The 25922-nt window shown below is 71.2% G+C and carries 18 protein-coding genes; 11 read left to right on the top strand and 7 right to left on the bottom strand.

Annotated elements, in window-relative coordinates:
- Positions 1-92 precede the first annotated feature (92 nt).
- On the top strand, positions 93-1043 hold the full coding sequence (locus IWX89_RS07650; protein ID WP_231383039.1) for a lytic transglycosylase domain-containing protein: 951 nt from the start codon (positions 93-95) through the stop codon (positions 1041-1043).
- Between the two features lie 69 nt (positions 1044-1112).
- A complete protein-coding gene (gene metH / locus IWX89_RS07645; protein WP_196902975.1) occupies positions 1113-4739 on the top strand; it encodes a methionine synthase in 3627 nt (1208 codons plus the stop codon).
- Here metH and IWX89_RS07640 read toward each other — a convergent pair.
- The 4 genes from IWX89_RS07640 to IWX89_RS07625 all read right to left on the bottom strand — a co-directional run bounded on the left by IWX89_RS07640 (position 4627) and on the right by IWX89_RS07625 (position 9192).
- Positions 4627-5529 (bottom strand): ECF transporter S component, encoded by a 903-nt coding sequence (locus IWX89_RS07640; protein ID WP_196902974.1) that lies wholly within the window; start codon positions 5527-5529, stop codon positions 4627-4629. The two genes, metH and IWX89_RS07640, sit on opposite strands and share 113 nt — an antisense overlap.
- Entirely contained in the window at positions 5526-7553 is a 2028-nt protein-coding gene (locus tag IWX89_RS07635; protein WP_196902973.1) for an ATP-binding cassette domain-containing protein, read from the bottom strand. The genes IWX89_RS07640 and IWX89_RS07635 overlap by 4 nt, the downstream gene beginning before the upstream one ends.
- Positions 7553-8095 (bottom strand): hypothetical protein, encoded by a 543-nt coding sequence (locus tag IWX89_RS07630; protein ID WP_196902972.1) that lies wholly within the window; start codon positions 8093-8095, stop codon positions 7553-7555. Before IWX89_RS07630 ends, IWX89_RS07635 begins: the two co-directional genes overlap by 1 nt.
- A gap of 83 nt (positions 8096-8178) precedes the next feature.
- Positions 8179-9192: a glutathione S-transferase family protein gene (locus IWX89_RS07625; RefSeq protein ID WP_196902971.1), complete on the bottom strand. Its 1014-nt coding sequence runs from the start codon at positions 9190-9192 to the stop codon at positions 8179-8181.
- A gap of 60 nt (positions 9193-9252) precedes the next feature.
- Between IWX89_RS07625 and IWX89_RS07620 the strand changes: the two genes are divergently transcribed.
- The 4 genes from IWX89_RS07620 (at position 9253) to IWX89_RS07605 (ending at position 15528) form a co-directional block, all read left to right on the top strand.
- Positions 9253-10755: a DUF3375 domain-containing protein gene (locus IWX89_RS07620; protein ID WP_196902970.1), complete on the top strand. Its 1503-nt coding sequence runs from the start codon at positions 9253-9255 to the stop codon at positions 10753-10755.
- The gene (locus IWX89_RS07615; RefSeq protein WP_196902969.1) at positions 10748-11521 is read left to right on the top strand and encodes a DUF4194 domain-containing protein; all 774 of its coding nucleotides are present in this window, start codon (positions 10748-10750) and stop codon (positions 11519-11521) included. Before IWX89_RS07620 ends, IWX89_RS07615 begins: the two co-directional genes overlap by 8 nt.
- Positions 11518-14895 carry an ATP-binding protein gene (locus tag IWX89_RS18865; RefSeq protein WP_196902968.1) on the top strand — a complete coding sequence of 1126 codons (3378 nt, stop codon included), beginning with the start codon at positions 11518-11520 and terminating at the stop codon, positions 14893-14895. Before IWX89_RS07615 ends, IWX89_RS18865 begins: the two co-directional genes overlap by 4 nt.
- A 75-nt stretch (positions 14896-14970) precedes the next feature.
- Positions 14971-15528, top strand: coding sequence for a hypothetical protein (locus IWX89_RS07605; protein WP_196902967.1), 558 nt, complete (start codon positions 14971-14973; stop codon positions 15526-15528).
- Positions 15529-15832: 304 nt separating this feature from the next.
- Here the strand turns inward: IWX89_RS07605 and IWX89_RS07600 are convergent, their stop codons facing one another.
- Both IWX89_RS07600 and IWX89_RS07595 read right to left on the bottom strand, forming a co-directional pair.
- Positions 15833-16285, bottom strand: a complete 453-nt coding sequence (locus IWX89_RS07600; protein WP_196902966.1) for a hypothetical protein — start codon at positions 16283-16285, stop codon at positions 15833-15835.
- Positions 16286-16288: 3 nt separating this feature from the next.
- Entirely contained in the window at positions 16289-16645 is a 357-nt protein-coding gene (locus IWX89_RS07595) for a hypothetical protein (RefSeq protein WP_196902965.1), read from the bottom strand.
- Positions 16646-16772: 127 nt separating this feature from the next.
- Here IWX89_RS07595 and IWX89_RS07590 point away from each other — a divergent pair, with 127 nt between their 5' ends.
- From IWX89_RS07590 to ligD, 3 genes are all read left to right on the top strand, one after another.
- Positions 16773-19328, top strand: a complete 2556-nt coding sequence (locus IWX89_RS07590) for an ATP-dependent Clp protease ATP-binding subunit (RefSeq protein WP_196902964.1) — start codon at positions 16773-16775, stop codon at positions 19326-19328.
- A gap of 120 nt (positions 19329-19448) precedes the next feature.
- Positions 19449-20624, top strand: a complete 1176-nt coding sequence (locus tag IWX89_RS07585) for a hypothetical protein (RefSeq protein ID WP_196902963.1) — start codon at positions 19449-19451, stop codon at positions 20622-20624.
- A 64-nt stretch (positions 20625-20688) separates the two neighbouring features.
- A complete protein-coding gene (gene ligD, locus IWX89_RS07580) occupies positions 20689-21711 on the top strand; it encodes a non-homologous end-joining DNA ligase (protein ID WP_196902962.1) in 1023 nt (340 codons plus the stop codon).
- A gap of 33 nt (positions 21712-21744) precedes the next feature.
- Here the strand turns inward: ligD and IWX89_RS07575 are convergent, their stop codons facing one another.
- The gene (locus IWX89_RS07575) at positions 21745-22686 is read right to left on the bottom strand and encodes a 1-phosphofructokinase family hexose kinase (protein ID WP_231383038.1); all 942 of its coding nucleotides are present in this window, start codon (positions 22684-22686) and stop codon (positions 21745-21747) included.
- Between the two features lie 163 nt (positions 22687-22849).
- On the opposite strand from IWX89_RS07575, the gene IWX89_RS07570 reads away from it, so the two are divergent.
- Complete coding sequence (locus IWX89_RS07570; protein WP_196902960.1) at positions 22850-23653, top strand: class I SAM-dependent methyltransferase; 804 nt, start codon at positions 22850-22852, stop codon at positions 23651-23653.
- A gap of 56 nt (positions 23654-23709) precedes the next feature.
- Positions 23710-25875: a 4-alpha-glucanotransferase gene (gene malQ, locus IWX89_RS07565; RefSeq protein ID WP_196902959.1), complete on the top strand. Its 2166-nt coding sequence runs from the start codon at positions 23710-23712 to the stop codon at positions 25873-25875.
- Positions 25876-25922: the final 47 nt, after the last annotated feature.

Below are 25922 nucleotides of genomic sequence, written 5' to 3'. Positions count from 1 at the left end.
TTCTTGCAGCTTCGCCCGGGCGGGACCCCGCCTGAGCTCATCGAACCAGAACCGTTGGCGCCTGTGCACGAGCGATTCGCACTGTGAAAGTCATGCCCCGGATCAAGAAAATGTCGTCCTTCCCGTCCATCAATACCCCCGGAGACGGTCTCAGCCGTCGCCGGGACGCGCATCGCCGCCAGGATCGGAAGCGCATCCTCGCGGCCGGCGCGTTCCTCCTCGTCACCGCCGTCGTCGGGACGGGATTCGTCATGCAATCCGTCGCGGCGGCGCAGGACCTGCGCATCAAGGCCACGCGCGACCTCGCCGAGAGCACCGGTGTGCACCCTGACCAGCTGGTCGCCTACGACAGCGTCGTCCCCGCCCATGCCGCGGCGAAGGCCAGGGGAGCGCTGAACGAAGCGGTCGTCGTGATGGCCGCGGCCGCGGGGAAGACGGATGCCAGCGCCCTCGCCGCCTCCGTCGCCTCCCTCACGCACTTCACGCTGCTGGCCCCCGAGCGGGTCTTCGAGCTCGTCGATCTGACGAAGGCCGAATCGGCGACCGTTCAGGCGTCGACGGCGGAGGCCGACCGGATCGCCGCCGAGCAGGCAGCGGCTGCAGCGGCTGCCGCTGCCGCTGCAGCTCAGGCGGCTGCCGAGGCCCAGGCGGCGGCCGCGGCGGCCGCAGCCGCGGAGGCCGCGAACGCGGCGTCGGCGGCGCCGTCCGCCCCGTCCCGCCCGTCCGCGCCGACCGACCCGAGCGGCGCCCAGGCCATCGCCCGCGACCTGATGATGGCCCAGTACGGCTGGGGCGGCGACCAGTTCGGCTGCCTCGTCAGCCTCTGGGCGCGGGAGTCCGGTTGGAACGTGAACGCCTACAACTCGTCGAGTGGGGCCACCGGCATCCCCCAGGCGCTGCCCGGCAGCAAGATGGCGTCGGCCGGCGCCGACTGGCAGACCAACCCGGCCACCCAGATCACCTGGGGCCTGGGCTACATCGCCGGCCGCTACGGCACCCCGTGCGGCGCCTGGGACCATTCGGAGTCGGCCGGCTGGTACTGACCGGACGCCGGCCCGGACGCCCGGCGTAATGAGGGGACCGGCCGGGCCCGGCCCGGTTAAGCTGGGCCGATGACGCAACCTCGTGACCAGGCCGGCGAGCGGCACAGCACTTTCACGGCCGCCGTGCGGCCTGAACGGGCGCAGGCGCTGCTCGACGCGCTGAAGCACCGGGTCGTCATCGCCGACGGTGCCATGGGCACGATGCTGCAGGAGCACAACCCGACCCTGGAGGACTACCAGCAGCTCGAAGGCTGCAACGAGATCCTCAACGTGAGCCGCCCCGACATGATCGAGGCGATCCACGGGGCCTACCTCGACACCGGCATCGACGCGGTGGAGAGCAACACCTTCGGCGCCAACTGGTCGAACCTCTCCGACTACAACATCGAGCACCGGATCGAGGAGCTCGCCCGCCTCGGCGCGGCCATCGCCCGTAAGAGCGTGGACGACTACGAGGCGCGCGACGGCCGGATGCGCTGGGTGCTCGGCTCGATGGGCCCGGGCACCAAGCTGCCGAGCCTCGGCCACACCACCTACGCCCACCTCAAGGCGACGTTCGCCGAGCAGGCCATCGGCCTGATCCGCGGCGGCGCCGACGCCTTCCTGATCGAGACCTCCCAGGACCTGCTGCAGACCAAGTCCGCCGTGAACGGGTGTAAGCAGGCGATCGCCGAGTCCGGCATCCGGCTGCCGATCTTCGTCGAAGTGACCGTCGAGACCACCGGCACCATGCTGATGGGCAGCGAGATCGGGGCGGCCCTCACCGCGCTGGAACCGCTCGGCATCGACGCGATCGGCCTCAACTGCGCGACCGGGCCGACCGAGATGAGCGAACACCTCCGCCACCTTTCCCGGTACTCGCACGTGCCGGTGATGTGCATGCCCAACGCCGGACTGCCCATGCTGACCGCCACCGGCGCCAGCTACCCGCTCACGCCCGACCAGCTGGCCACCGCGCACGAGCAATTCGTCAAGGAATTCGGCCTGGCCCTGGTCGGCGGATGCTGTGGCACCACCCCCGCCCACATGAAGGCCGTCGTCGACCGGCTGCGCGGCACCCCCATCACGCCGCGCACGATCGAGGAAGACCCCGGCGTCGCCAGCCTGTACCAGCACGTGAGCTTCGACCAGGACAGCGCCTTCCTGGCGATCGGGGAGCGCACCAACGCCAACGGGTCGCGGGCCTTCCGGGACGCCATGCTCGAGGAACGGTGGGACGACTGCGTCGACATCGCCCGCGCCCAGGTGCGCGAGGGCGCCCACCTGCTCGACGTGTGCATCGACTACGTCGGCCGCGACGGGGTCGCGGACATCCGCCAGGTCGTCTCCCGGCTCGCCAGCGCCTCCACCCTCCCGCTGGTGGTCGACTCGACCGAGCCCGCGGTGCTGCAGGCCGGGATGGAACTCATCGGCGGCCGCCCGGTCGTCAACTCGGTCAACTTCGAGGACGGCGAGGGCCCGGCATCGCGTTTCGGCCGGATCATGCCGCTGGTCAAGGAACACGGCGCCGCGGTGATCGCCCTCACCATCGACGAGGAGGGCCAGGCTCGCACCGCGGAGCACAAGGTGCGCATCGCCTCCCGGCTGGTGGACACCCTCGTGACCGACTGGGGCATGCGGGTCGAGGACATCATCGTCGACGCCCTCACCTTTCCGATCGCCACCGGCCAGGAGGAGACCCGCCGGGACGGGATCGAGACGATCGACGCCATCCGGCAGATCAAGGCCAGGTACCCCGGCATCCACACCACCCTCGGGGTCTCCAACGTGTCGTTCGGCCTGAACCCCGCCGCCCGCTCTGTGCTCAACTCGGTGTTCCTGCACGAGGCGACCGAGGCCGGGCTCGACTCCGCCATCGTCAACTCGGCCAAGATCGTGCCCCTGGCCTCCGTGCCGGATGACCGGCGCAAGGTGGCGCTCGATCTCGTCTGGGACCGCCGGGAATACGACGCCGAGGGCAACCTCGTTTACGACCCGCTCGCCGCCCTGCTCGACCTGTTCGCTGGGGTCGACTCCGCCGCGCTGAAGGACGAACGCGCCGCCGAACTCGCCGCCCTGCCGGTGGGCGAACGGCTCGAGCGCCGCATCATCGACGGGGAGGCCAAGGGCCTCGAGGCCGACCTCGACCTCGCCCGCGCCGGCGGGATGAGCGCCCTCGACATCGTCAACGTGCACCTGCTCGCCGGGATGCAGGTCGTCGGCGCCCGGTTCGGCAGCGGCGAGATGCAACTGCCGTTCGTGCTGCAGTCGGCCGAGGTGATGAAGGCCGCGGTCGCCCTGCTCGAGCCGCACATGGAGAAGTCGACGGCGGCCGGAAAGGGCACCATGGTGCTGGCCACCGTGCGCGGCGATGTGCACGACATCGGCAAGAACCTCGTCGACATCATCCTCACCAACAACGGCTACGACGTGATCAACATCGGGATCAAGAAGACGATCAACGAGATCATCGCCGCGGCCGAGGAGCACAACGCCGACGTGATCGGGATGAGCGGCCTGCTGGTGAAGTCGACCGTGGTGATGAAGGAGAACCTGCTCGAGCTGAACGCGCGCGGGCTGGCGAAGAAGTGGCCGGTGATCCTCGGCGGGGCGGCCCTCACCCGGGCCTACGTCGAGGAGGACCTGGCCGGGCTGTTCGAGGGGCAGGTCCGGTATGCGCGGGACGCCTTCGAGGGCCTGGCCCTGATGGAGCCGCTGGTGGCCATCGCGCGCGGCGCGGACCCGGCATCCGTGGGCCTGCCGCCCTTGAAGAAGCGCATCCACAAACGCAACCTGCTCACCGTGACCGAGCCCGACGCGATGCCCGTCCGCTCCGACGTGGCAGCGGACAACCCGGTGCCCGCACCGCCGTTCTGGGGCACCCGGATCGTCAAGGGCATCGCCCTGGCCGAATACTCCGCGTTCCTCGACGAGCGGGCGACCTTCATGGGGCAGTGGGGCCTCAAGCCCAGCCGCGCCGAGGACGGCGCGAGCTACCAGGAACTCGTCGACACCGAGGGCCGGCCGCGGCTGCGCTACTGGCTCGACCGGATCCTCGCCGAGGGAATCCTCGACGCCTCGGTCGCCTGCGGATACTTCCCTGCCTACAGCGAGGGAAACGACCTCGTCATCCTGCACCACGGCGACGACCGGTCCGGTGTGCTCGGCGTGCCGGGGCTTCTCGCGCCCGACGGAGGCTCCGGCGGAGTCGTCGGCACCGAGCGGCTCCGCTTCTCCTTCCCGCGGCAGCGCCGCGACCGGCACCTGTGCCTGGCCGACTTCGTGCGCCCCCGGGAGTCGGGGCAGACGGATGTCGTCGCCCTCCAGCTCGTCACCGCCGGGGCGAACGTCGACACGGTCACCGCGAAACTGTTCGCCGAGAACAAGTACCGCGACTACATGGAGCTCAACGGCCTGACCATGCAGCTCACCGAGGCCCTCGCCGAATACTGGCACGCCAGGGTGCGGGACGAACTCGGCCTCGGTGCGGAGGACCCGAAGGATGTGGCGGGCATGTTCAAGCTCGAATACCGTGGCGCCCGCTTCTCGCTCGGCTACCCGGCCTGCCCGGAGATGGAGGACCGCCGCAAGGTGGTCGAGCTGCTCAGGCCCGAGCGGATGGGCGTGGTCCTGTCCGAGGAGCTGCAGCTGCACCCGGAGCAGTCGACGGATGCGTTCGTGTTCCACCACCCCGAGGCGAAGTACTTCTCGGTCTAGTGCCGGACAACCGGGCCCGGCGCAGCGCGGACAGCGCGGCCGGGCCCACCAGCACGATCCCCGCGACCGTGGTGACGGCGCGCACGGTGTCCCAGGTCAGGGTCGAGGTCACCAGCGTGTACAGGGTGAAGGAGGCGACGTTGTCGCCCAGCGGGGCATCCGCGGCGTAGGAGATCCCGGTGCCGCCGCCCACCGCGAACGGCCAGAACCAGAGGTTCATCACCAGGCCGAACAGGTAGGACGCGACGATGCCGTAGCCGGCCAGCAGCGCGATCTCGAGCCGTGCCTCCAGCCGGCTCCCCGGGCCCGCCCCCGTACCGGTGCGGCCGACGCGCGGCAGCAGGCCCGCGCCGGCGCCGACCCAGCCGCAGGCGAACATCTGGAACGGTGTCCACGGGCCGAAGCCGCCCCAGAGCATCGAGGACACCGCGATGGTCAGCAGCCCGAGCAGGAAGCCGAACCGGGCGCCGTAGGCCCGGCCGGCCAGTACCAGCAGGACGAACACGGCCTCCACCCCGCCCACCCCGGTGCCGGCGATGCGCACCGCGGCGCCGACCGCCGACAGCACGCCGAGCAGGGCGACGGTCTTCGCGGTGTACATCTCCCGGTCGAGCGTCAGGGCGAGCGCCACGACCAGCGCCGGGACCAGCGCGAACGCCACGATCGGCACGGCCGCTTGGGCGTCCCGGGGCACGGCGGCGGCGAAGAGGGGCCAGGCGAAGCCCGCGGCGGCGAGGATGCTGCCGCCGACCAGGATCCCGGACGTCCAGCGCCCGCCCGCGCCGATCACGGTGCCCCCACCAGCGGCCCGTTCGCGACGCGGCCGGCCTGCATCGAGATCGTGCGCGTGGCGAGGGTGCGAGCGAAGTCCCGGTCGTGGGTGGCGAACACCACGGCTGAGGCGGTGCGCCCGGCACGGAGCAGTGCGGCGCCCACGAGCGCCCGGGCCCCCGGGTCGAGCCCGCGGGTCGGTTCGTCGACCAGCAGCACCGACGGCGCCGCCGCGAGCTGGATCGCGATGACGAGGCAGAGCCGTTCGCCGGCCGACAGATCGCGCGGGTGCCGGCGCAGGAGATGCCGGGCGGAGGCGAGGTCGAGACCGAGCAGTCCCGCGAACCGGGCCGCGGTGGGCTGCGCATCGCCGGCGGCTTCGGTGCGGCGCACGGCCCGGTCGGCCCGGCGGCACTCCTCGGCGACCGTGGTCGAGAAGAGCAGGTCGTCGGCGTGCTCCGGCACCAGCGCCACCGCAGCCCGGCGGTCCCCGGGGCGGAGCGCCGCCACGTCCCGCCCGGCGACGAACACGGTCCCGCGCGCAACGGGCAGGGCCAGCGCCGCGAGCAGGCTGGACTTGCCGGCACCGTTGGGGCCTTCGAGGGCGATGACGTCGCCGGACGCGATCTCGAGCGACACGTCGTCGACCACCAGATCGGACCCGCGGCGCACGCTCAGGTGACGGATGCTCGCGAGCGGCGCCCCCGGTGCTGCGTGCTTCCGCTCGGCGGGGATCGCCGGCGCGAGGCCGGCCGGACCGGCGGCCGGCGCGGTGCCGGGGACCTCACCGGCCTCGAGCCGGTGCGCCCGGGTGCCGCGCAACTCGAGCCAGGCATCCGCCGCGCCCGTCCACTCGCGAGTGTTGTGTTCGGCGACGACGACGCAGACCCCCGACTCGTGGGCGAGACGCTCGAGCAGCCCGCAGACGCGCACCCGGGCCGGGGCGTCCAGGTCGGCCAGCGGCTCGTCGACCAGGAGCAGGATCGGCCGGGAGGCCAGGGCGGCGCCGATGGCCACCAGGCTTGCCTCTCCCGCCGACAGTGCGTGCACCGGCCGGCCCAGCAGATGCCCGATGCCCAGCCGGCCGGCGATCTCCCGCACCCGCTGGTCGACGATGACGGCGGCCACGCCGCGCACGGCCAGGGCGAAGCCGATTTCGTCCCGCACGTTTTCGGCCACGAAGGAGAGCCGCACGTTCTGGCTGACCACCCCGACGAAACCGGCGGTGTCGCGCGGGGGAGTCCCGGCGCGGTTGGCGCCGCCCACGGTGATCCGGCCTGCCTGGCGGCCCTCGAAGAAGTGCTGGAACAGGCCGCTCAGGCTGTGCAGCAGGCTGCTCTTGCCCGACCCGGTCGCCCCGGCGATCACGGTGAGTGTGCCCGGCGCGAACTCGAGGTTCAGGTCGGCGAGGTGCCAGTCGTCCTGGCCGTCGGGCCCGCGTTCGGGCTCGTCCGCCTGCGGGTCGTCGAAGCCGAGCGCGGCATCCGTCATCACGACCGGCCTCTCGCAGGCCCCGTCGACGACGTGCGCGGCGGCGAAGCCGCGGGTCTCCATCGAGGCGGCGAGGGCGAGGGCCCGCTCGATCGTCTGTTCGAAGACGGGAACGAGCAGGGCCGGGATCGACCGCTCGCCGCCGCGCAGCCGGCCGGCCACCCGCACGCGCATGACCGAATCGAGCAGGGCCGGGAACGTCGCCCAGGCGATCACCAGGGCACGGGAGACCGTGCGCAGCGGGCCGCGCCCGGCACCGCGGGCGAAGAGCCGGCTCACGTCCAGCACGGCGTTGAGTACCCCGAAGACGAGGATCAACGCCGCGACCGGCAGGGCGCTCAGGGCGGCATTGGCCAGGCCGCCGGCGGTGACCGGCCCGAGCAGGGCGATCTGGCTGAACGGCCCGGCCAGCGGAATCCTCGGCAGGTCCAGCAGCAGGAGGCCGGGACCGGACGCCCCGGCGAAGAGAACCCGGTAGCCCGCCCGCAACAGCACGAAGCCCACGGCGAGGAACGCCGCGGCGCGCAGGGGAGCCGGCCGGAAACGGAACACTAGCTGCCGGGTGTGGGCGTTTCGGTGCCGGTCGTGAAGACGAGGCCGACGGACTGGCCGGGCTTCAGCTGCAGGGAGCCGAGACCCTCCTGCGCGTATTCCCAGTCCGCGTCGGCGGACGGCTTGATCCAGAGCGCCCAGTACGCCGCGGCCGCGGGCATGCCCTGGCACGATTCGGTGAACGGCGCCGCGCCGTCGACCGTGATCGTCTCGTCGGCGGCGGGGCGACCGTTGACCCGGCAGACCACCTGGTCGCCGTACTGCGCGGTGCCCTCGGTTGTGGCCCCGGCGGCCGCGACAAGCTGGCTCGCCGGGACGGTCGCCGCGTCGCCGGTGGCCGCGCAGTCGGTGATGGTGGCTTCGTCGAGCGGGCCGAAGTCCACCACGACGTTCACCCCGGCGCAGGAGCCGCCCGGCGCGGCGGATGCCGATCCCGTGCTCGTGGGGGCCGGGCCGACGGCCGGGCTGGTCGTTCCGGCGGCGCAGCCGGTCAGGGCCAGCGCTCCCAGCAGGGTGAGGGCGGCGAGCGCGGGCATCTTCATGCCCCCAGAATACCGACCGGGCCGGCAGGCCAGACGACTGTGACGCCCGGCGTCGGCCCCGACCGGGCATGACGGGGTCGTGACTAGAGAGCGGGCACCCGCTCGGCGTCCACGGGCGGGCCCCGAGCTGTGCCGGCGCCGAACGGGCGACCGCCAAGCGCCTCGCGCCCGGACGGTTCGAGCCAGCCGCGGGCATCCGGCCCCTGGGGCACGATCCCGCTCGGATTGATGTCGCGGTGGGTGAGGTAGTAGTGCTGCTTGATCTGCTCGAAATCGACGGTGTCGCCGAACCCGGGGGTCTGGAACAGGTCCCGCGCATACGCCCACAGCACGGGCATCTCGCTGAGCTTGTTGCGGTTGCATTTGAAGTGACCGTGGTAGACGGCGTCGAAGCGGACGAGGGTGGTGAACAGGCGGACGTCCGCCTCGGTGATCGTGTCGCCGACGAGGTAGCGCTGCCCGGCCAGGCGTTCCTCCAGCCAGTCCAGGCGGGCGAACAGCGCGTGGTAGGCCCGCTCGTAGGCCTTCTGGCTGCCGGCGAAACCGCACTTGTAGACGCCGTTGTTCACATCGTGGAAGATGACCAGGGCCACCTCGTCGATCTCGGCCCGTCGCGCCTCCGGGTACAGGGCGGGGGCGCCGGCCCGGTGGTGCTCCACCCACTCCGTCTCGAGGTCGAGGGTGATCTGCGGATAGTCGTTGGTGACGACCATTCCGGTGGGAACGTCGACGATCGCCGGCACGGTGATCCCGCGCGGGTAGTCGGGAAAACGCGTGAAGAACGCCTGCTGCAGCCTCTCGATCCCGAGGACCGGATCGATCCCGCCGGGGTCGAGGTCGAAGGTCCAGCTGTTCTTGTCGTGGGTGGGGCCGGGGAGGCCGAGCGAGATCACCCCTTCGAGTCCGAGCAGGCGGCGCACGATCGTCGTCCGGTTGGCCCAGGGGCAGGCCCTGGCCGCCACCAGCCGATACCGGCCGGGCTCCACCGGCCAGTCGCCCAGGGTGCCCCGGGTGATCCGGTCCTCGATGTAGTTGGTGTCCCGGTCGAAAGCCTGGCCGGGTTCGATGTAGCTGGGGGTCAGGGCTGAGCTGCTCATTCCTCCACGCTACCGGCGGTCCTCCGGCCGGCAGCCGGTGATGGGATAATCGGTGGCAGGATGAGTGAAATTGCGGGTGAATTGGCGCGGGTACGCGAAGCGTTCGACAAACCCACCCTTCGCCTGCTGGACCGCAAGTGGGCCCCGTTCGTGCTCGCCGTGTTCAAGTCGTCCTTCAGCAGGGACCGCCGCAGCGTTCCGGCCGAGCGACTGCACGCCCAGGTCGACGCCTACCTCGCCGACCTCCGCTCGATCGAGAGCGAGGTGCCGGGCAGGAACGGCCGCGCCCTCTGCGTGCAATGGATGAACGACCAGTGGCTCTACCGGGAGTCGGGGGAGGGCGACGAGGAGCAGTATTCGCTCACCTCGCACGCCCTCGAGGCCCTGCTCCTGGTCGAGGGCCTGTCACGTGACCGCGCTCTGATCAGCGAGTCCCGCCTGACCACCATCGTCGACACCGTGCGCCACCGTGCCACGCAGGCCAACCCCGACCGGGCGGAACGCATCCGTCGCCTGGACCAGGAGATCGCCGAGAAACAGGGCGAGCGTGACCGGCTCGCCGCAGGCGGCGAGATCGCCGCCGTGTCGAACGAGGCGATGCACGAGGGCTACGCGAACCTCGTCGACCTGATCACGGCGCTGCCGAGCGACTTCAAACGCGTCGAGGAATCCGTCGCCGGGATGCACCGGCAGATCGTCAACGACTTCCGCAACGAGGATCGCCCGATCGGCGAGGTGCTCGACGAGTACCTGTCGAAGACGGATGCGCTGATGTCGTCGACCCCGGAGGGTCGCGCCTTCGAGGGGGCCTTCACCCTCCTGCGCAACGACTCGCTCCTCGCCGACCTGAAGAACGACCTCGAAACCATCCTGCTGCACCCGTTCGCCCTCGAACTCAGCGCCGCCGAGCGTCGCGGGCTGATGGGAACCGTCGGCCTGATCCGCAAGGGCATCGACGACGTGCTGACCCAGCGGAACGGGCTCACCACCACGCTGCGGGAACACATCGTCAACCACGACGTCGTGAAGGACCGCGAACTGGAACGCCTCCTCCGCGACATCAACAGGGAACTCGCGACCTGGATGCTGACCGCCGGACCACGCAGCACGGTCACCGCCGAACTCATGCCGGGCACGCTCGAGGTCGAGCACCTCCGGGAACGCTTCTACGACCCCGCCCTGCACCGCCCCCCGCCCGCGCTCGAGGACGTCACCGACGACGCGCCGGCGCCGCCGAGTCTCGACGAGCTGCGCCAGCAAGGCGGACCGCGCCTCGGCGAGATGCGCGACGCCCTGGTGAGCGCCTTCGGCCGGGGCGGGGCGGCATCCGTCGGCGACGCCTTCAACGAGCTCGCCGCGAGTATGCGCCGCCCGGTTGAGATCCTCGGGATGCTGCAGATCGCCACCCAGGTCGACGCCGTGCACCGGGCAGGCACCGTCGAGACGCTCGAAACCGTGCGTCCCGACGGCTCCAGCCGCCGCTTCGAGGTGCCCCGCATCATCCTGAACGATGACGAAACGGCGGCGCTGTCCGCCCTGAACTATGGACCCGATGATGACTGACGCCTGGACCGACGACCGCGCCGCCGAAGAAGAGCCGCGGCAGGAGGGCGACGCGCACAGCTTCTCCCTGTTCGAGGGCGACGAGGGCGGGCTCACCCTCGACCAGCGCCGAACCCTTGTGCTGCTGCTCAAGCACCGGTACATCTCCGCGGCCCTCCAGCCTGCGGAGTGGCGCACCCTCCTGCAGTCGGAGGGCCTGCTCAAGTCGCGCCTCAATGACGTCTTCCTCGACCTGCACGTGGACCGGCACTACGAGGTGGCGTTCAAGAGGCAGGCCGTGGCCGAGGGCGGCGATCGGTTCCCGACCCTCCTGCACGACGTCTCCTACACCCGGGAGGAGACCATCCTGCTCGTGCTGCTGCGGCAGCGGTTCCGCAGCGAGCGGGCCAACGGCCACGAGATCGTGATCGTCGACCGTGACAACCTGGTCGACAACGTGGCCCACTTCCGGCCCGAGCACGCCACAGACCGCTCCGGCGACGCCCGCAGGGCCGCCGCCGCGGTGGAGAGCCTCGTCAAGGCCCGGGTGCTGCTCAAGACGAGCGATTCCGACCGGTTCCGCATCTCCGCGGTGATCGAGGTGCTCCTGCCTGTTGAGCGGCTGGGCGAACTGCTGCAGTGGCTGGCCGTGCAGAACGGTGACGAGCCCGGCGTGCCGGACGCCGCCGCCCTGCCCGACGACGCCCTGTCCGACGGCGTCACCCTGCCTGATCTGCCGGTCACCCTCGACGAGATCACCGAGTCCAACCTGGAGGCCAGCCGATGAGCGATTCCCCTCTGTTCTACGTGGACGGACTCACCGAGGGCACCACCCAGTGGCGCGCCGAGTCCTTCCAGATGGTCAACTGGGGTGGCTTCCACGGCCACCACGAGGTCGCCTTCGCCCGGGAGTCCACCCTCGTCTCCGGTGCGTCCGGCACCGGCAAGAGCAGCCTGCTCGACGCGTACCTCGCGCTGATGATGCCCTCGGACACCCCCTTCAACGGGGCGTCCAACGATGCCGGCTCGGGCCGGGCGCGCAGCGTCGACCAGCGCAACCTGATGACCTACCTCCGCGGCAAGACCGACTCCAACCGGGAGGCAGGGACCGGCCAACTGCAGGACCAGGTGTTGCGCGGCGCGGACGCCTCCACCTGGGGTGCGGTGGCGATGACCTTCATCGACGACAACCAGCGCCGCTTCACCGTGCTGCGCGCCTACTTCGTGCCCCGCGGGGGAAACAAGTTCGCCGACATCACCATGAAGATGGCCACCACCGACGGCGCGTTCGACCTGCGCGAGCTGTCGGAGGTCACCGAGTCCCGGTTCGACAAACGGGCCATGAAGGCACGCTTCCCCGAGCTGGCCGTCTTCGACACCTACGCGGCATTCGCCCAGACCTTGTACACCCGGCTCGGGATCGGCGCCAATGGCGAGGGTGGGAAGGCGCTCCGCCTGCTCGCCCGGATCCAGGCCGGCCAGCAGGTCAAGACCGTGGACGGTCTCTACAAGTCCATGGTGCTCGAGGAACCCGCGACCTACGCCGCGGCCGACAAGGCGGTCGACCACTTCGAGGACCTCGAACGTTCGTATGGGGCCATGGTCACCGAGGCCCAGAAAGCCCGCGTGCTGGAACGTCTGCCCAGCCTGCACCAGATCTACGAGACGTCGACCGAGAAGGCCGACCTCGTCGACAGGTTCGGGGTGCACCGCACCGGCGACACGCCCTTCGTGCTCTGGCAACTGCAGACCGAACGGGGCCTGCTCGAGGGAGCCGCCGACGCCAACGGGGCCGAGCGGCGCGAGAACCAGGTGGCGCTGACCCAGGCGCGCGACGCCGAGACGCTCCTCAAGGCCAGGATCGCCGGCATCCAGCACCAGCAGCGGGAGAACGGCGGCGACGTCCTCGCCAGCCTGCAGAGCGAGCTCGGCCTGCTCCGGGACAAGCGCGACGACGTGGCAGCGGAACGGGCGCGGTTCGTCGAGCGCAGCCGGGCCCTGGCCGCCCCGATCGACAGCCCGCACGACTTCAGCCTGGCGCAGGGTGCCGCCCGGCACTTCCTGGCCCGGTTCGACGCGGCGGAGAAGGACCTCGACGCGGAACGCCTGGCCCTCCAGCGCCGGTCCTATCCGGTCGAGGAGCAGATCCGCGCTGTGAAACAGGAACGGGACTTCCTGACCGGGCGGCAGAGCCTGGTTCCGCAGCACCTGCACAACGCGCGGCTGATGATCGCCGAGGCAGCCGGGATCCCGGCCGCCGAGCTGCCCTTCGTGGCCGAGCTCATCGACGTCGCGCCGGGCGAGGAGGCGTGGCGCCAGGCCGCCGAGGTGACCCTGGCCTCCGTCGTGCGGGTCATGCTCGTCGACGAGACGCGCCTCCGGGCCCTCGGCGAAGCCATCGACCCTCTCCGGATCCCGGTGCGGATCCACTTCGAAGGAGTGAAGCTCCGGGAGCACCGCGACGTGGCCGGCGACCCGCGTTTCGTCTCCGGCAAGCTCGTCTTCAAGGACTCCCCGTTCAGCGGCTGGGTACAGGACCGGGCGCGGGCGTCGAACCTCGACGCCCTCTGCGTCGCCACTCCTGCCGACCTCGCCGGCGACGGGCCGCGGGTGACGATGAGCGGCCAGAACCGGAACGGCACGCGCGGGGCCCACGGCTGGAACGCCGACCAGAAGTCGATCATCGGTTTCTCCAGCCGAGCCCGGCTCGACGAGATCGCCGCCGAGCTGAACCGGCTGACCGGGATCGCGGACGCGTTCGCTGCGGAGGCCTCCGCCCTGGCCGCCCGCCTGGCCGCGCACCAGGACCTCCGCAGCGCCCACCGGTTCGTGCTCGACACCGCCTGGCCGGCCATCGACGTCGCCGCCGCGGAATCCCGGATCCGGGACAAGGAAGCCGAGTCGGAACGGGTGCTGGCCGACAGCGACGTGCTCCGCGCCCTCGGCCACGAGGAGGAGCGCCTTGGCGCCGAACTCGACGCCGCCCAGAAACAGAAGCACTCCGCCGACGCCCGGGCCGCGCTGCTCCGAGCCGAACAGACCGAGATCGTCGACCGGCAGGATGCCGTGAGCGTGCGGTTGGACCGGATGGCGGCCACGGCATCCGTCACCCTCACGGAGGAGCATTCCGCCCACCTCGATGCCCAGTTCGCCGCCGTCGGAGACGAGGGCGACCTCGCCGCGTTCGAGAACGGGGTGAAGCGGCTGCGCGAACGACTCACCGAACAGTCCGTTCAGGACCGGGGCAACGCCGCGAGCGCACGGGACTCCCTGCTGCGCATCTTCGAGAACTTCCAGGCCCGCTGGCCCGACCCGAACATCGGCGTGTCGCTCGATTCGTACACGAGTTACCGGGACATCCTCGATGCCGTCTACACGCTGGGCCTGCACGAGCGGCGCCAGGAATGGAAGCGGCGGCTCTCGGCCTGGAGCGGCCAGGACCTCGTGCCGCTGATCGGTGCCTTCAGCACCGCCATCGAGGAGATCGAGGACCGGTTGCAGCCGATCAATGAGATCCTCACCACCCTGCCGTTCGGCGCGGGCAGGGACCGCCTGCGGATCTCCCTGCGCCGGCTCCACCGCGACGACCAGGCGGCGTTCCGCACGGAGCTCAAGCTGCTCTCCTCCGGGTCCACCGAGGACTTCAGTGACGAACAAACGGAGAGCCGGTTCGCCCGGTTGCAGGCGTTCATGGGCCGGATTCGCCGGCCGGAGGGTGGCACCCGCACCGAGTCACCGCGGGACCTGCTGCTGGACGTGCGCAAGCACGTGGAGATCACCGCGGTCAGGATCACCCCCGACGGGGACGAAGTCAGCACGTACTCCTCCCTCGGCGGCAAGAGCGGCGGCGAGTCCCAGGAGCTGGTCGCATTCGTCGTCGGCGCGGCCCTCCGGTTCCAGCTCGGCGACGAGAGCCGCACCCGGCCGCGCTTCGCGCCGGTCTTCCTCGACGAGGGGTTCGTCAAGTCCGACTCAGAGTTCGCCGGCCGGGCGGTGGCCGCCTGGAAGGGCCTGGGGTTCCAGCTCATCGTGGGTTCGCCGCTCGACAAGGTCACCGCCCTCGAGCCGCATATGGAACTCGTGCTGTCGATGACCAAGAACACCAGCACCGGGTACTCCTACATCACCCCGTTGTCGTCCCCGGTCTCCGCGGCAGGGTGAGCCTGGAGGCGCGCCAGCCCTGTGGAGAGCCGGCGTGCCTCCCGGTAGGCTCAGTGCATCGGGTGAGGAAGTGACGTGTCAAAGGTCAGCACGATGGTCGACGAAGGCCTCTTCATCGCGCTGTCGGCCGTGCGGATGGCCGTCAAGAACGAGATCATCATCGGCGCGCTCAGAGAGCACGCCGACTACGATCCCGAAACGTATGCGGACGCCGCCCGGAACGAACTGGACGTGCTCATCCGCCAGAACGACTCCTACGCCCGGCGGGTGCGCCGCCTCCGGAAGGCACTGACCAGGTCCCGGTGGACCACCGATCTCACCGAGGACCAGCACGCGGACATCAGCCAGCTCCGGCTCCGGCGTCGGGTGCACGAACGGCTGTCGATCGCCTTGCGGGCGGTCGCCGAGGACGACCGGCACGTTGCCCGCATCGTCGAGCGGGCCCAGCGGGCCGCGAGCGACGAGATCAGGGCCGCGGTGTCAGCGAAGCTGGTGCGGCTCGCCATCGACGACCGCGACCCGGACTACGAGGATCGGCGGGCCGCCCGCACCGAGGTGTTCGTGAGCATCGACCTGGCCGTGCTCAGGCTCAAGCATGCCGAGAAGTCCGGGTCGCCGGCCAGCGACTACTGATTCCGGCTCGGCGCTCCGTCGGGCGGGCGCCGCGGGCGGGCGCCGCGGTCGGCTCAGCTGCCGGAGAACAGCCGGGCGAAGAATCCCTTGGGGGACGGTTCGTTCTCGTGCCCGCGGCAGCGTTGCGCGCCCGGAACCCCCCGCATCACCTGGTCGACGTGCTGTCCGCACCCGGCCCAGGTTGTCTTTCCGCACTTCTTACACGTCACTGCTCGGCACATTCGATGTTCCCTCTCGTTCAGCTGTCCCGTTCAGGATACCCCATGGGGTATCCGGGATCCTGACAAGGGACTGGGAGCCCGGTTCAGCGGCGCCGGGCCGACCGGGCCGACCGCCAGGCCTGCCAGGCACCGGTGGACCACAGGGCCCAGAGCACCAGCAGGGGCTGGAAGGCCAGCCGGATGCCCCGGCTGAGGTCGGAGTTGAGCCCGAACGAGTCGGTGCCCGTGACGAACTGGGAGATGTTGCCGGGGAAGACGGCCAGGAAGAACGCGGCGACGACCCAGCCCACCGGCACGCGCCATCGGGGCAGGGCGAGCAGGGCGGTGCCCAGGGCGATCTCGACCAGGCCGGACGCGATCACGACGAAGTCTCCGCCCAACGGCAGCCACTGCGGCACCTGGGCCAGGAACGCCTCCCGGTTCCAGCTCAGGTGGCTGATCCCGGCCAGGAGCAGGAACGCGCCCAGCAACCAGCGTCCGAATGTGCGGGGGAGGGCGGTTGGGGCCTGTCCGCGGTCGGAGGACCGTGCGGTCATCACTCAGGACCGCCCGGCGATGGCGGCGGCGATGTCGGCATCGGTGCGCGCATTGAACACGCCCCACATGATGTGGGTCGGGCCGCTGCCGTCGCTGCCCGGCGCGGCGGCCCGGCTCGTCCATCGGTTGGCCAGGGCCGCCGCGCCGAGGTCGGTCAGCGATGCGGCGATGGTCGTCTTGCGCAGCTTGCCGGCGATGACGCTGCCATCGGGGGCGAGTCGCCAGCCTCGGTCGCTGGCGAGGACCTGGCCGATCTCCTCCTCGGTGAGCCAGCGCGAAAAGCTCCGCGCGGGCGGGGTGATGTCGGTGAGCTTCATCGTGGGCAGGTCTCCGGTCTCGAGCAGGTCTGCCCAGTCCACCACATTCTCCGGCGGCCTGGCCCGATCCGGGCGTCACGGCTGACTCACGGGAAACCCCGGGAATGAAATCAGGATGCCCACGTTAAGTTGAGTCAAGGACACTCAAGTTTCACCATCAGGAGGTCACATGCCTACATTCCTTGGTCCCGCAGGGTCAGACGGCGGTTCGTTCGACGAGTTCATCGCCCGCTACCTGCAGGGCCAGCGCGCCGTCCAGTCGGCGCGTCCCATCGACATCACCCGGCTGCTCAGCCGCCGCACCCACGAGGTGCTCGCCCAGGCTGCCCGGTACGCCATCGACCACGGCCACTCCGACGTCGATGTGCTGCACATCCTCCGGGTCCTGGCGGTGGAGGAGCCTGCCGCCGGGGCGATCCGGCGAGCCGGGTCGAATCCGGGCGCCATCGCCAAGGCCGCCGAGCAGCGCCTCCCGGAGAAGTCCGAGTTGCGCCCCGACGCCGACCCTTCGCTGACCCCGTCGGCGCAGCGCGCGCTGCTGGATGCGCACCAGGTCGCCCGCGCCTTCGGCTCGACCTACATCGACCCCGAACACCTCTTCTTCGCGTTCGTGGTGAATCAGGATTCCCCGGCCGGCCAGGTGCTGGCCGCAGCCGGAGTCACCCAGGAGTCCCTGCAGTCCGGTGCCCGCGCGGCGGAGGACGGCCAGCAGGCCGGTGAGCGAACCGAAGCGGCCGCGGAATCCGAGACCCCGATGCTTGAGCTCTACGGCACCGACCTCACCCAGCGTGCCCGCGACGGCAAGCTGGACCCGGTCATCGGCCGGGCCGATGAGATCGACCAGACCATCGAGATCCTGTCCCGCCGCACCAAGAACAACCCCGTGCTGATCGGCGAGGCCGGGGTCGGCAAGACCGCGATCGTCGAGGGGCTGGCCCAGGCCATCGTCGATGGGAAGGTCCCGGAGCAGCTGCGGCAGAAGCGCGTGATCGCGCTCGACCTGCCCGCCATGCTCGCCGGCACCCGGTACCGCGGCGACTTCGAGGAACGACTGACCAAGACGATGGACGAAATCAGCGCGCGCACCGACCAGCTCATCGTCTTCATCGACGAGCTGCACACCGTGGTCGGAGCGGGAGGGGCCGGCGACGGGGCGATGGATGCCGGCAACATCCTCAAGCCGCGCCTGGCCCGCGGCGAATTGCACGTGGTGGGAGCGACGACCCTCAAGGAATACCGCACGGTCGAGAAGGACCCGGCGCTCGAACGCCGGTTCCAGCCCGTTCGGGTCGGCGAGCCGAGCATCGACGACGCCGTGCAGATCCTCACGGGTTTGCAGGACCGGTACGAGGAGCACCACGGCGTGCGGTACACGGCCGAGGCTATCCGGAGCGCCGTCGAACTGTCGGCGCGCTACATCCCCGACCGGTTCCTGCCGGACAAGGCCATCGACCTGATCGACCAGGCCGGCGCCCGGCTGCGCCTGAAGCTCGGTTCCCGGCCTGACCTGGCCGGGCTGCGGGAGCGGCTGGCGGCCCTCGAGTCCGCCAAGACCGACGCGGTGGCCGCCGAACAGTATGAGGAGGCATCGAGGCTGCGTGATGAGGCCGACACCCTGCAGGAGCGGATCGAAACGGCCGACACCGGCCGGGCATCCGTGCCGCCGCAGAGTGACGCCGTCGTCGGCGAGCCCGAGATCGCCGAGATCATCGCCCGGGCGACGGGCATCCCGGCCAGCTGGCTCACCGCCGGCGACCGCGAACGCCTGGCCCGGCTCGAAGACGACTTGCACCTGCGGGTCGTCGGGCAGGATGACGCGGTGACAGTGATCGCGAAGTCCGTGCGACGCAACCGCACCGGCCTGGGCGACGCAGGCCGGCCCGTCGGAAGCTTCCTGTTCCTCGGGCCCACCGGCGTCGGCAAGACCGAGCTCGCCAAGGCCCTCGCGGAGTCGCTCTTCGGCGACGAGAACGCCATGCTGCGGTTCGACATGAGCGAGTTCAGCGAGCGGCACACGGTGAGCAGGCTCGTCGGCGCTCCTCCCGGCTACGTCGGCTACGACGAGGCAGGGCAGCTGACCGAACGCGTGCGGCGGAACCCGTACTCGGTCGTGCTCCTCGATGAGATCGAGAAAGCGCACCCCGACGTGTTCAACCTGCTGCTGCAGGTGCTCGACGACGGGCACCTCACCGATGGCCAGGGTCGAACGGTGGACTTCCGCAACACGGTCGTGATCATGACCTCGAACCTCGGCTCCGAGATCCTGGCCAGCCGCAGCGGGGCCCTGGGCTTCACCACCGAGACGGACGGGGCCGGCAACGGCTTCGGCTCGGAGAAGGCGCTCCGTGACCGGGTGATGGGCAAGCTCCGCGAGGCCATGCGGCCGGAGTTCCTCAACCGGATCGACGAGATCGTGCTGTTCCGCAAGCTCGACCAGCCGCAGCTGCACCGGATCGTGCGGCTGCTCCTCGGCCAGACCGAGGCCCGGCTCCACAACCAGGGGATCGGCATCACGGTCACCGACGAGGCCGTCGACTGGATCGCGACCCACGGCTACCAGCCGGAATACGGGGCGAGGCCGCTGCGCCGGGTCATCCAGCGTGAGCTCGACGACCGCGTCGCAGACCTGCTGGTCGCGGGCGACCTGGTGTCCGGGGGAGTGGTCACCGTCTCCGTCGATGGCGACGGCCTCCGGGTCGACCGGCGCCTGGCGCTCGTCGTGTGAGCGACGGTGGCCGGCCCCAGAGCGGGCCGGCCACCGCTTCGGCGCCGGGGCAGCCGTGGGCCGCACCGGCGCCGAACTAGACTCGACAGCAACCGCTCGACGAGAACCCGGGGGAGACGCGTGCGCACGACACCGCTCTGCGTGGCCGCCCTCGTCGCCCTCTGCGCCCTGTCCCTGTCGGCTCCGGCCCGGGCCGACGAGACCTACCCGAGCTGGGCGGATGTCGAGGCGGCCCGGAGCACCACGGCAACGACCCAGGCCGCGGTCGAGCGGATCACCGCCCTGTTGTCCGGTCTGGAGGCCACGGCCGCGAGCCTCGGCGATGCGGCCATCGTCGCCAACGAGGCGGCCGCCACGGCCCAGGCCGACTCGGGCACGGCCGCCGCGCGCGCCGCCGCGCTCTCCGCCCGACTGGCCGTCGCCTCGGACAAAGCGTCCGCGGCAGACGATCAGCTCGGCCGGATCGGGGCGCAGCTCTACCGGGCCGGATCGGGCGGCGTCGTCACCCGGCTGCTCCTGTCTGCCGACGGCGGGGCCGACCTGCTCTACCAGCTGGGCGTGACGACACGCCTCGGCGAGACGGCCGCCGGCATCCAGCAGCGGGCCCTGACGCAGGCCAACGTGGTCCAGAGCGCCTCGAAGGCCGCGGCGGCGGCCGCCGCCGAGCGGGACCGACTGGCCAGGGTCGCGCAGACCCGGGCTTCCGCGGCGGTGACCGCCCAGCGCGCCGCCGATGAGCAGCTGGCCGTGCAGACCGCGACGGCCGACGTGCTCGTCGCCCAGCTCGCCAGCCTCAAGAACTCCACGGCGGAAACTGAACGCTCCTATCTGGCCGGGGTCGCCGCGGACGAGGCCTACAAGAAGCAGCAGGCGGAAGCGGCACGGGCAGCAGCCGCGGCGCAGGCCGCGGCCGGCCAGGGCGGGGGGCCCGGAAGCGCGGGGACCGGAACCGGGGGCTCGGGTACCGCGCCGTCACCCGGCGTTGTCGTCGATCCGGCAGCGGCACGTGCCTACGCCTCCTCGGCCGTGTCCGCACGCGGGTGGAGCCAGGGCGAATTCAGCTGCCTGGTGTCGCTGTGGAACCGGGAATCCAGTTGGCGAGCCGACGCCTACAACGCCGGCAGCGGGGCCTACGGCATCCCGCAGTCCCTTCCCGGCAGCAAGATGGCGTCGGCCGGCAGCGACTGGCGCACGAACGCCGCGACCCAGATCGACTGGGGACTGGGCTACATCGCAGCCCGGTACGGAAACCCCTGCGGGGCGTGGGCGCACTCCGAGAGCGTCAACTGGTACTGACCTGCTGATTGCCGGGATCGAACAGGCTGGTAGCGGGCGGCGCAAATCCCGCTAGGTTGTCCGCATGGGAACCGATGCCGTGCTCCTGACCGTCCCCGGACCGCAGGGCGACCGCGAGGTGCGCCTCTCCAGCCCCGGCCGGATCCTCTGGCGGGAGACCGGGACCACCAAGCTGGACCTTGCCCGCTACATCATCGATGTCGGCACCGCCTTCATCCGTGCCAACGGCGACCGGCCGGTGACCCTGCAGCGGTTCCCGGACGGCGTCGAGGGCGACCAGTACTACTCGAAGAACCCGCCGCGGGGTGCGCCCGACTTCGTGCGCTCGGTGACGGTCGTCTTCCCGAGCGGACGGTCGCATCCGCAACTGGTCCTCGACGAACCCGCCGCAGCGGTCTGGGCGGTGCAGATGAACACGGTCGTGTTCCACCCGTGGGCCTCGCGCGCCGGGCTGCCCGACAACCCCGACGAGCTGCGGATCGACCTCGACCCGCAGCCGGGCACCGGGTTCGGCGATGCCGTCACGGCCGCGGTCGAACTGCGGTCGGTGCTCGGGGAGGCCGGCCTCACCGCCTTCGTGAAGACATCCGGGAACCGCGGCCTGCACGTCTTCGCGCCGATCACCCCGACCCATGAGTTCCTGGACGTGCGGCACGCCGTGATCGCGGCCGCACGGGAACTGGAACGCCGGATGCCGCGCCAGGTCACGACGAACTGGTGGAAGGAGGAGCGGGGCGAGCGGGTGTTCGTCGACTTCAACCAGGCGAACCGGGACCGCACGATGGCCGGCGCCTACAGCCCGCGGCCGCTCGCCCACGCGCCTGTGTCCTGCCCGCTCGACTGGGATGAGCTGGGCAACGCCGATCCCCGGGACCACACCGTCGCCACCGTGCCGGATCGGCTGCGCAGCACCGGCGACCCCTGGGCGCGGATGCACGATCATCCCGGAACGATCGACCTGCTGCTCGGCTGGTGGGACCGGGACCGGGAGGCGGGCCTCGGCGAGCTGCCGTTCCCGCCGGACTTCCCAAAGATGCCGGGGGAGCCGCCTCGGGTGCAGCCGAGCCGGGCCCGCCCGGATCACTGACCTGGGCGGCCCCGGCAGCCGACCTGCCCCGGGTCAGACCGGTACGGCCGCCAGCAGGGCCTCCAGCCGTTCGACGTCGTGCCGGTGGCACAACTCCGTCGCCGGCGTCATGGCCGTCGCGCTTCCCGCGGCCACGGCCGCGCGGAACGCCGCATCCGTGTCCTGGCCCTGCGCCATCCGCAGCACGAACGCGCCCAGGAAACTGTCGCCGGCGCCGACCGTGCTCACCACGTCGACCTTCGGCACCGGCAGGCGGATGACCCCGCTCGCCGAGGCGAGCACGGCGCCGGCGCCGCCGAGGGTGAGGGCCACGAACTCCGCCGAACCGTCGGCGACGAGGGAGGCGACCGCGTCGACCTGACTCTGCTCGCTGTCGAGGACCGCGCCGACATGCGCCGCAAGCTCGCGCCCGCTCGGCTTGACCAGGAACACGCCCTCGGCCAGCGCGGCCGCGAGTGCCGGCCCCGAGGCGTCGACGATGCAGCGCGCACCCCGCGCACGGGCCAGGCGGGCGACCCGGGCGTAGAAGTCGTCCGGCACCCCCGGGGGCAGGCTGCCGCTGGCAACCACATAGCCGCCCGCCGGCATCGAGTCCGCGATGAGCGCGAGACAGGCCCGCCACTCCGGCTCGCTCAGCTCGGGGCCCTGCAGCACGAACCGGAACTGCTTCCCGGTGGTTGACTCGTCGACCGTGAAACTCTCCCTGGTGCTGCCCTGGATCGGCACCACCAGGGTCGGGATGCGCTCGGCCTCGATGAGATGCCGGTACGCCTGCCCGGTGGCCCCGCCGGCGGTGTAGATCGCGAGTGCCTGGCCGCCCAGCCGCTGCACCACCCTGGCCACGTTGACCCCGCCGCCGCCGGGGTCGAGGCGGGACGCGCCGCACCGCATCTTGTGATCGCTGATCACTCGTTCGGTGGACGTGCTGACGTCCAGGGCCGGGTTGATCGTGACAGTGAGGATCGGTTGCGTCATCGTGGGCATTCGAGCTTCCATGCTTCCAGCGTAGGAGTCCCTGTCGCATTCGCCCGGACGGGTTGTAGTTTGTGAGCAATCGGTGGCGGATGTCCGGCCCGGCGGATCAGGCTCGAGGTCCCGGCAGCGAGAGTCACAGACGCAGGCGTGGAGAGAGGCGACCATGGATTCGGAACCGGCGCTCGAGCGCTGGGAGCAGGGAAGCCCGTACGAACGGTACATCGGGCGGTGGAGCCGTCTGGTCGCCGCGGAGTTCGTCGACTGGCTCGGGATCGCGCCCGGTCGGCGCTGGCTCGACGTGGGCTGCGGCACCGGGGTGTTGTGCCAGGAGATCCTCGACCGGTGCTCCCCGTCCGAGGTGACGGGGGTGGAACCCTCGGCCGGATTCCTTGCGGCGGCGCGGGAGAATCTGGGCGGCCGGGCACGGCTCTACCAGGGCGGCGCCGAGGCCATCCCGCTTCCCGGCCAGGCGGTCGACGTGGCCGTGTCCGGACTGGTCCTCAACTTCATCGCGGATCAGCGGGCGGCGTTGGCCGAGATGGCCCGGGTGACCGTGGAAGGAGGCACCATCGGCGCCTATGTCTGGGACTACGCCGGGAAGATGGAGCTCATCCGGTATTTCTGGGACGCCGCAGCCCTGCTCGACCCCGACGCGGCGCGCCTGCACGAAGGCGCCCGGTTCCCGTCGTGCCGGCCCGAGGCCCTGCACGACCTGTTCACCGAGGCAGGCCTGGCCGACCCCGAGGTCAGGGCCATCGACATCCCCACCCCGTTCCAGGGCTTCGACGACTATTGGGAGCCGTTCCTGGGCGGGCAGGGCGCGGCTCCCGCCTACCTGATGTCGCTGGACGAGCGGCGGCGGGCCTACCTGCGCGAGATCCTCCGCGCGCGCCTGCCCCTGCAGCCGGACGGCTCGATTCCCCTGTCGGCCCGTGCCTGGGCGGTACGCGCCACCGTCCTCGCCTGAACGGCGGGCGGCCTCGGGCACAGGCCATAGAGTGGGGCCATGAAACGAGTGCGGCCATGAAGCACGGCCAGACCGACGAACCGACGGCAGCGTTGCTGGACCTGGCACGGGCACACGGGGTGGACACCTCGATCCGCGGCTGGGACGGTGTGGAACGAACCGTGCAGGCCGAGACTCTGCGCGGCGTGCTCACTGCCCTGGGCGTCCCGGCCGGTTCGCCGGAAGAGCTCGCGTCGTCGCTGGCCGAGAAACAGAGTGAACCGTGGCGTCGGCTGCTGCAGCCCACTCTCGTCGCCCGCGAGGGCAGCGAACTCGACGTCGCCGTGCACGCCGGCGCCGGAGAGTCGGTCACGGTGTCGGTCCTCGCCGAAGACGGTTCACGGCATCCGGTTCCGCAGCGCGGCGACTGGAGCGACCCCCGGAACGTGGACGGCCGGAGTGTCAGCCGGGCCACCTTCGTCGTGCCCGCCGACCTGCCGCTCGGCTGGCACACCATGCTCGCCGAGGCGGGCGGTGAGGCGGCCAGGAGCACGCTCGTGGTCACCCCCGAGCGCTTGCAGACCACCCAGGCCCTCGCCGGGCAGCAGAGCTGGGGCCTGATGGCCCAGCTGTATTCCGTGCGGTCCTCACGGTCCTGGGGAATCGGCGACTTCGCCGACCTGGCCGACCTGGCCGCGATCTCCGGAGCCCGGTACGGCGCCGGTTTCGTGCTGGTCAACCCGCTGCACGCCTCGGAGCCGGCCCCGCCCGTGGAGCCGTCGCCGTACCTGCCGTCCAGCCGGCGGTTCTTCCACCCGCTGTACATCCGGGTCGAGGACATCCCCGAGTACGCCTACCTGCCCGCCGGGTCCCGCACCGTCGTCGAGACTCTGGCGGCCGCGATGCAGCCGGCGAACCTCGACACCGAACGGTTGGACCGGGACTCCTCGTACGAGGCCAAGCTCACCGCCCTCGAACTCATCCACCAGGTTCGGCGCAGCCCGGCCAGGGAGCACCAGTTCGAGGTCTTCCGCCGGGAGCAGGGCCAGGGGCTCGAGGACTTCGCGCTGTGGTGCGCGTTGACCGAACGCTTCCCGGCGGACTCGCCGGAGTGGCTGCAGGAACCGACCGGGCCGCGCGGCCCCTTCGCCGCACTGCACCGGGACGAGCTTGCCGGCCGGGTGACCTTCCACTGCTGGCTGCAGTGGGTGTGCGACCACCAGCTGGAGACCGCCCAGCGGGCGGCGACGGATGCCGGCATGGGCATCGGAGTCGTGCACGACCTCGCGGTCGGGGTGCAGCGCCACGGCTCGGATGCGTGGACCCTGCACGACGTGCTCGCCCAGGGGATGACCGTCGGTGCGCCGCCGGACATGTTCAACCAGATCGGCCAGAACTGGTCCCAGCCGCCGTGGCACCCGGGCCGGCTCGCCGACTCGGGCTACGCGGCGTATCGGGACATGCTCCGCAGCGTGCTCCGTCACGCCGGCGGGGTGCGCGTCGACCACATCCTGGGTCTCTTCCGGCTCTGGTGGATCCCGGAAGGCGCCGGTCCGGGAGACGGCACCTACGTGCACTACGACCATGAGGCCCTCATCGGCATCCTGGCGCTCGAGGCCCAGCGCGCCGGGGCGATCGTGATCGGCGAGGACCTCGGTGTCTTCGAGGGCTGGGTGCGGGAGTACCTGGCCGAGCGCTGCATCTTCGGAACCTCCATCCTCTGGTTCGAGCGTGACAACGGGGTGCCGTTCGCCCCCGAGCACTACCGGCAGCAGTGCCTGACCAGCGTGAACACCCACGACCTGCCGCCGACCGCCGGCTACCTCGCCGGAGACCACGTGGCCCTGCGCGAATCCCTGGGCCTGCTCGGTCGCCCGGTCGACGAAGAGCGGGCCGCCGACGCGGTGGAGCAGGAGGCGGTGCTCGCCCTCGTGCGAGAGCGCGGGCTGCTGCCGGAGTCCGGGACGCCCGTCGGGATCCAGGAGACCGTCGAGGCACTGTACGCGTTCACGGCGCTGACGCCGTCCTCGCTGCTCGGCGTGGCGCTGGTCGACGCGGTCGGTGAGCGGCGCACCCAGAATCAGCCGGGAACGATGAACGAGTACCCGAACTGGCGGATTCCGCTGGCCGGCGCGGACGGGGTGTCCGTACTGATCGACGACCTGCCCGGAAACGCGCGTTTCGCGTCGCTGATCAAGGCGATGAAGCTCGGCGACCGCGATCGTGCCGACGCAGGGGCGTAGCTGATCTGCTCTCGTGTATCCGCGCCGGCTGGTCGATAATCGAGGCA

It is taken from the genome of Cryobacterium sp. MP_M3 (assembly GCF_015752155.1).
Classification (GTDB): domain Bacteria; phylum Actinomycetota; class Actinomycetes; order Actinomycetales; family Microbacteriaceae; genus Cryobacterium.
This window is presented reverse-complemented; position numbering and strand designations above follow the sequence as displayed.

What these genes read in the sequence shown, in the direction of transcription:
- IWX89_RS07620 (WP_196902970.1), top strand. Translation starts at nt 9,253, where the DNA reads ATGAGTGAAATTGCGGGTGAATTGGCGCGGGTACGCGAAGCGTTCGAC.
- IWX89_RS07615 (WP_196902969.1), top strand. Translation starts at nt 10,748, where the DNA reads ATGACTGACGCCTGGACCGACGACCGCGCCGCCGAAGAAGAGCCGCGG.
- ligD (WP_196902962.1), top strand. Translation starts at nt 20,689, where the DNA reads ATGGGAACCGATGCCGTGCTCCTGACCGTCCCCGGACCGCAGGGCGAC.
- IWX89_RS07575 (WP_231383038.1), bottom strand. Translation starts at nt 22,686, where the DNA reads ATGACGCAACCGATCCTCACTGTCACGATCAACCCGGCCCTGGACGTC.
- malQ (WP_196902959.1), top strand. Translation starts at nt 23,710, where the DNA reads ATGAAGCACGGCCAGACCGACGAACCGACGGCAGCGTTGCTGGACCTG.
- IWX89_RS07570 (WP_196902960.1), top strand. Translation starts at nt 22,850, where the DNA reads ATGGATTCGGAACCGGCGCTCGAGCGCTGGGAGCAGGGAAGCCCGTAC.
- IWX89_RS07625 (WP_196902971.1), bottom strand. Translation starts at nt 9,192, where the DNA reads ATGAGCAGCTCAGCCCTGACCCCCAGCTACATCGAACCCGGCCAGGCT.
- IWX89_RS18865 (WP_196902968.1), top strand. Translation starts at nt 11,518, where the DNA reads ATGAGCGATTCCCCTCTGTTCTACGTGGACGGACTCACCGAGGGCACC.
- IWX89_RS07590 (WP_196902964.1), top strand. Translation starts at nt 16,773, where the DNA reads ATGCCTACATTCCTTGGTCCCGCAGGGTCAGACGGCGGTTCGTTCGAC.
- IWX89_RS07650 (WP_231383039.1), top strand. Translation starts at nt 93, where the DNA reads ATGCCCCGGATCAAGAAAATGTCGTCCTTCCCGTCCATCAATACCCCC.
- metH (WP_196902975.1), top strand. Translation starts at nt 1,113, where the DNA reads ATGACGCAACCTCGTGACCAGGCCGGCGAGCGGCACAGCACTTTCACG.
- IWX89_RS07630 (WP_196902972.1), bottom strand. Translation starts at nt 8,095, where the DNA reads ATGAAGATGCCCGCGCTCGCCGCCCTCACCCTGCTGGGAGCGCTGGCC.
- IWX89_RS07600 (WP_196902966.1), bottom strand. Translation starts at nt 16,285, where the DNA reads ATGACCGCACGGTCCTCCGACCGCGGACAGGCCCCAACCGCCCTCCCC.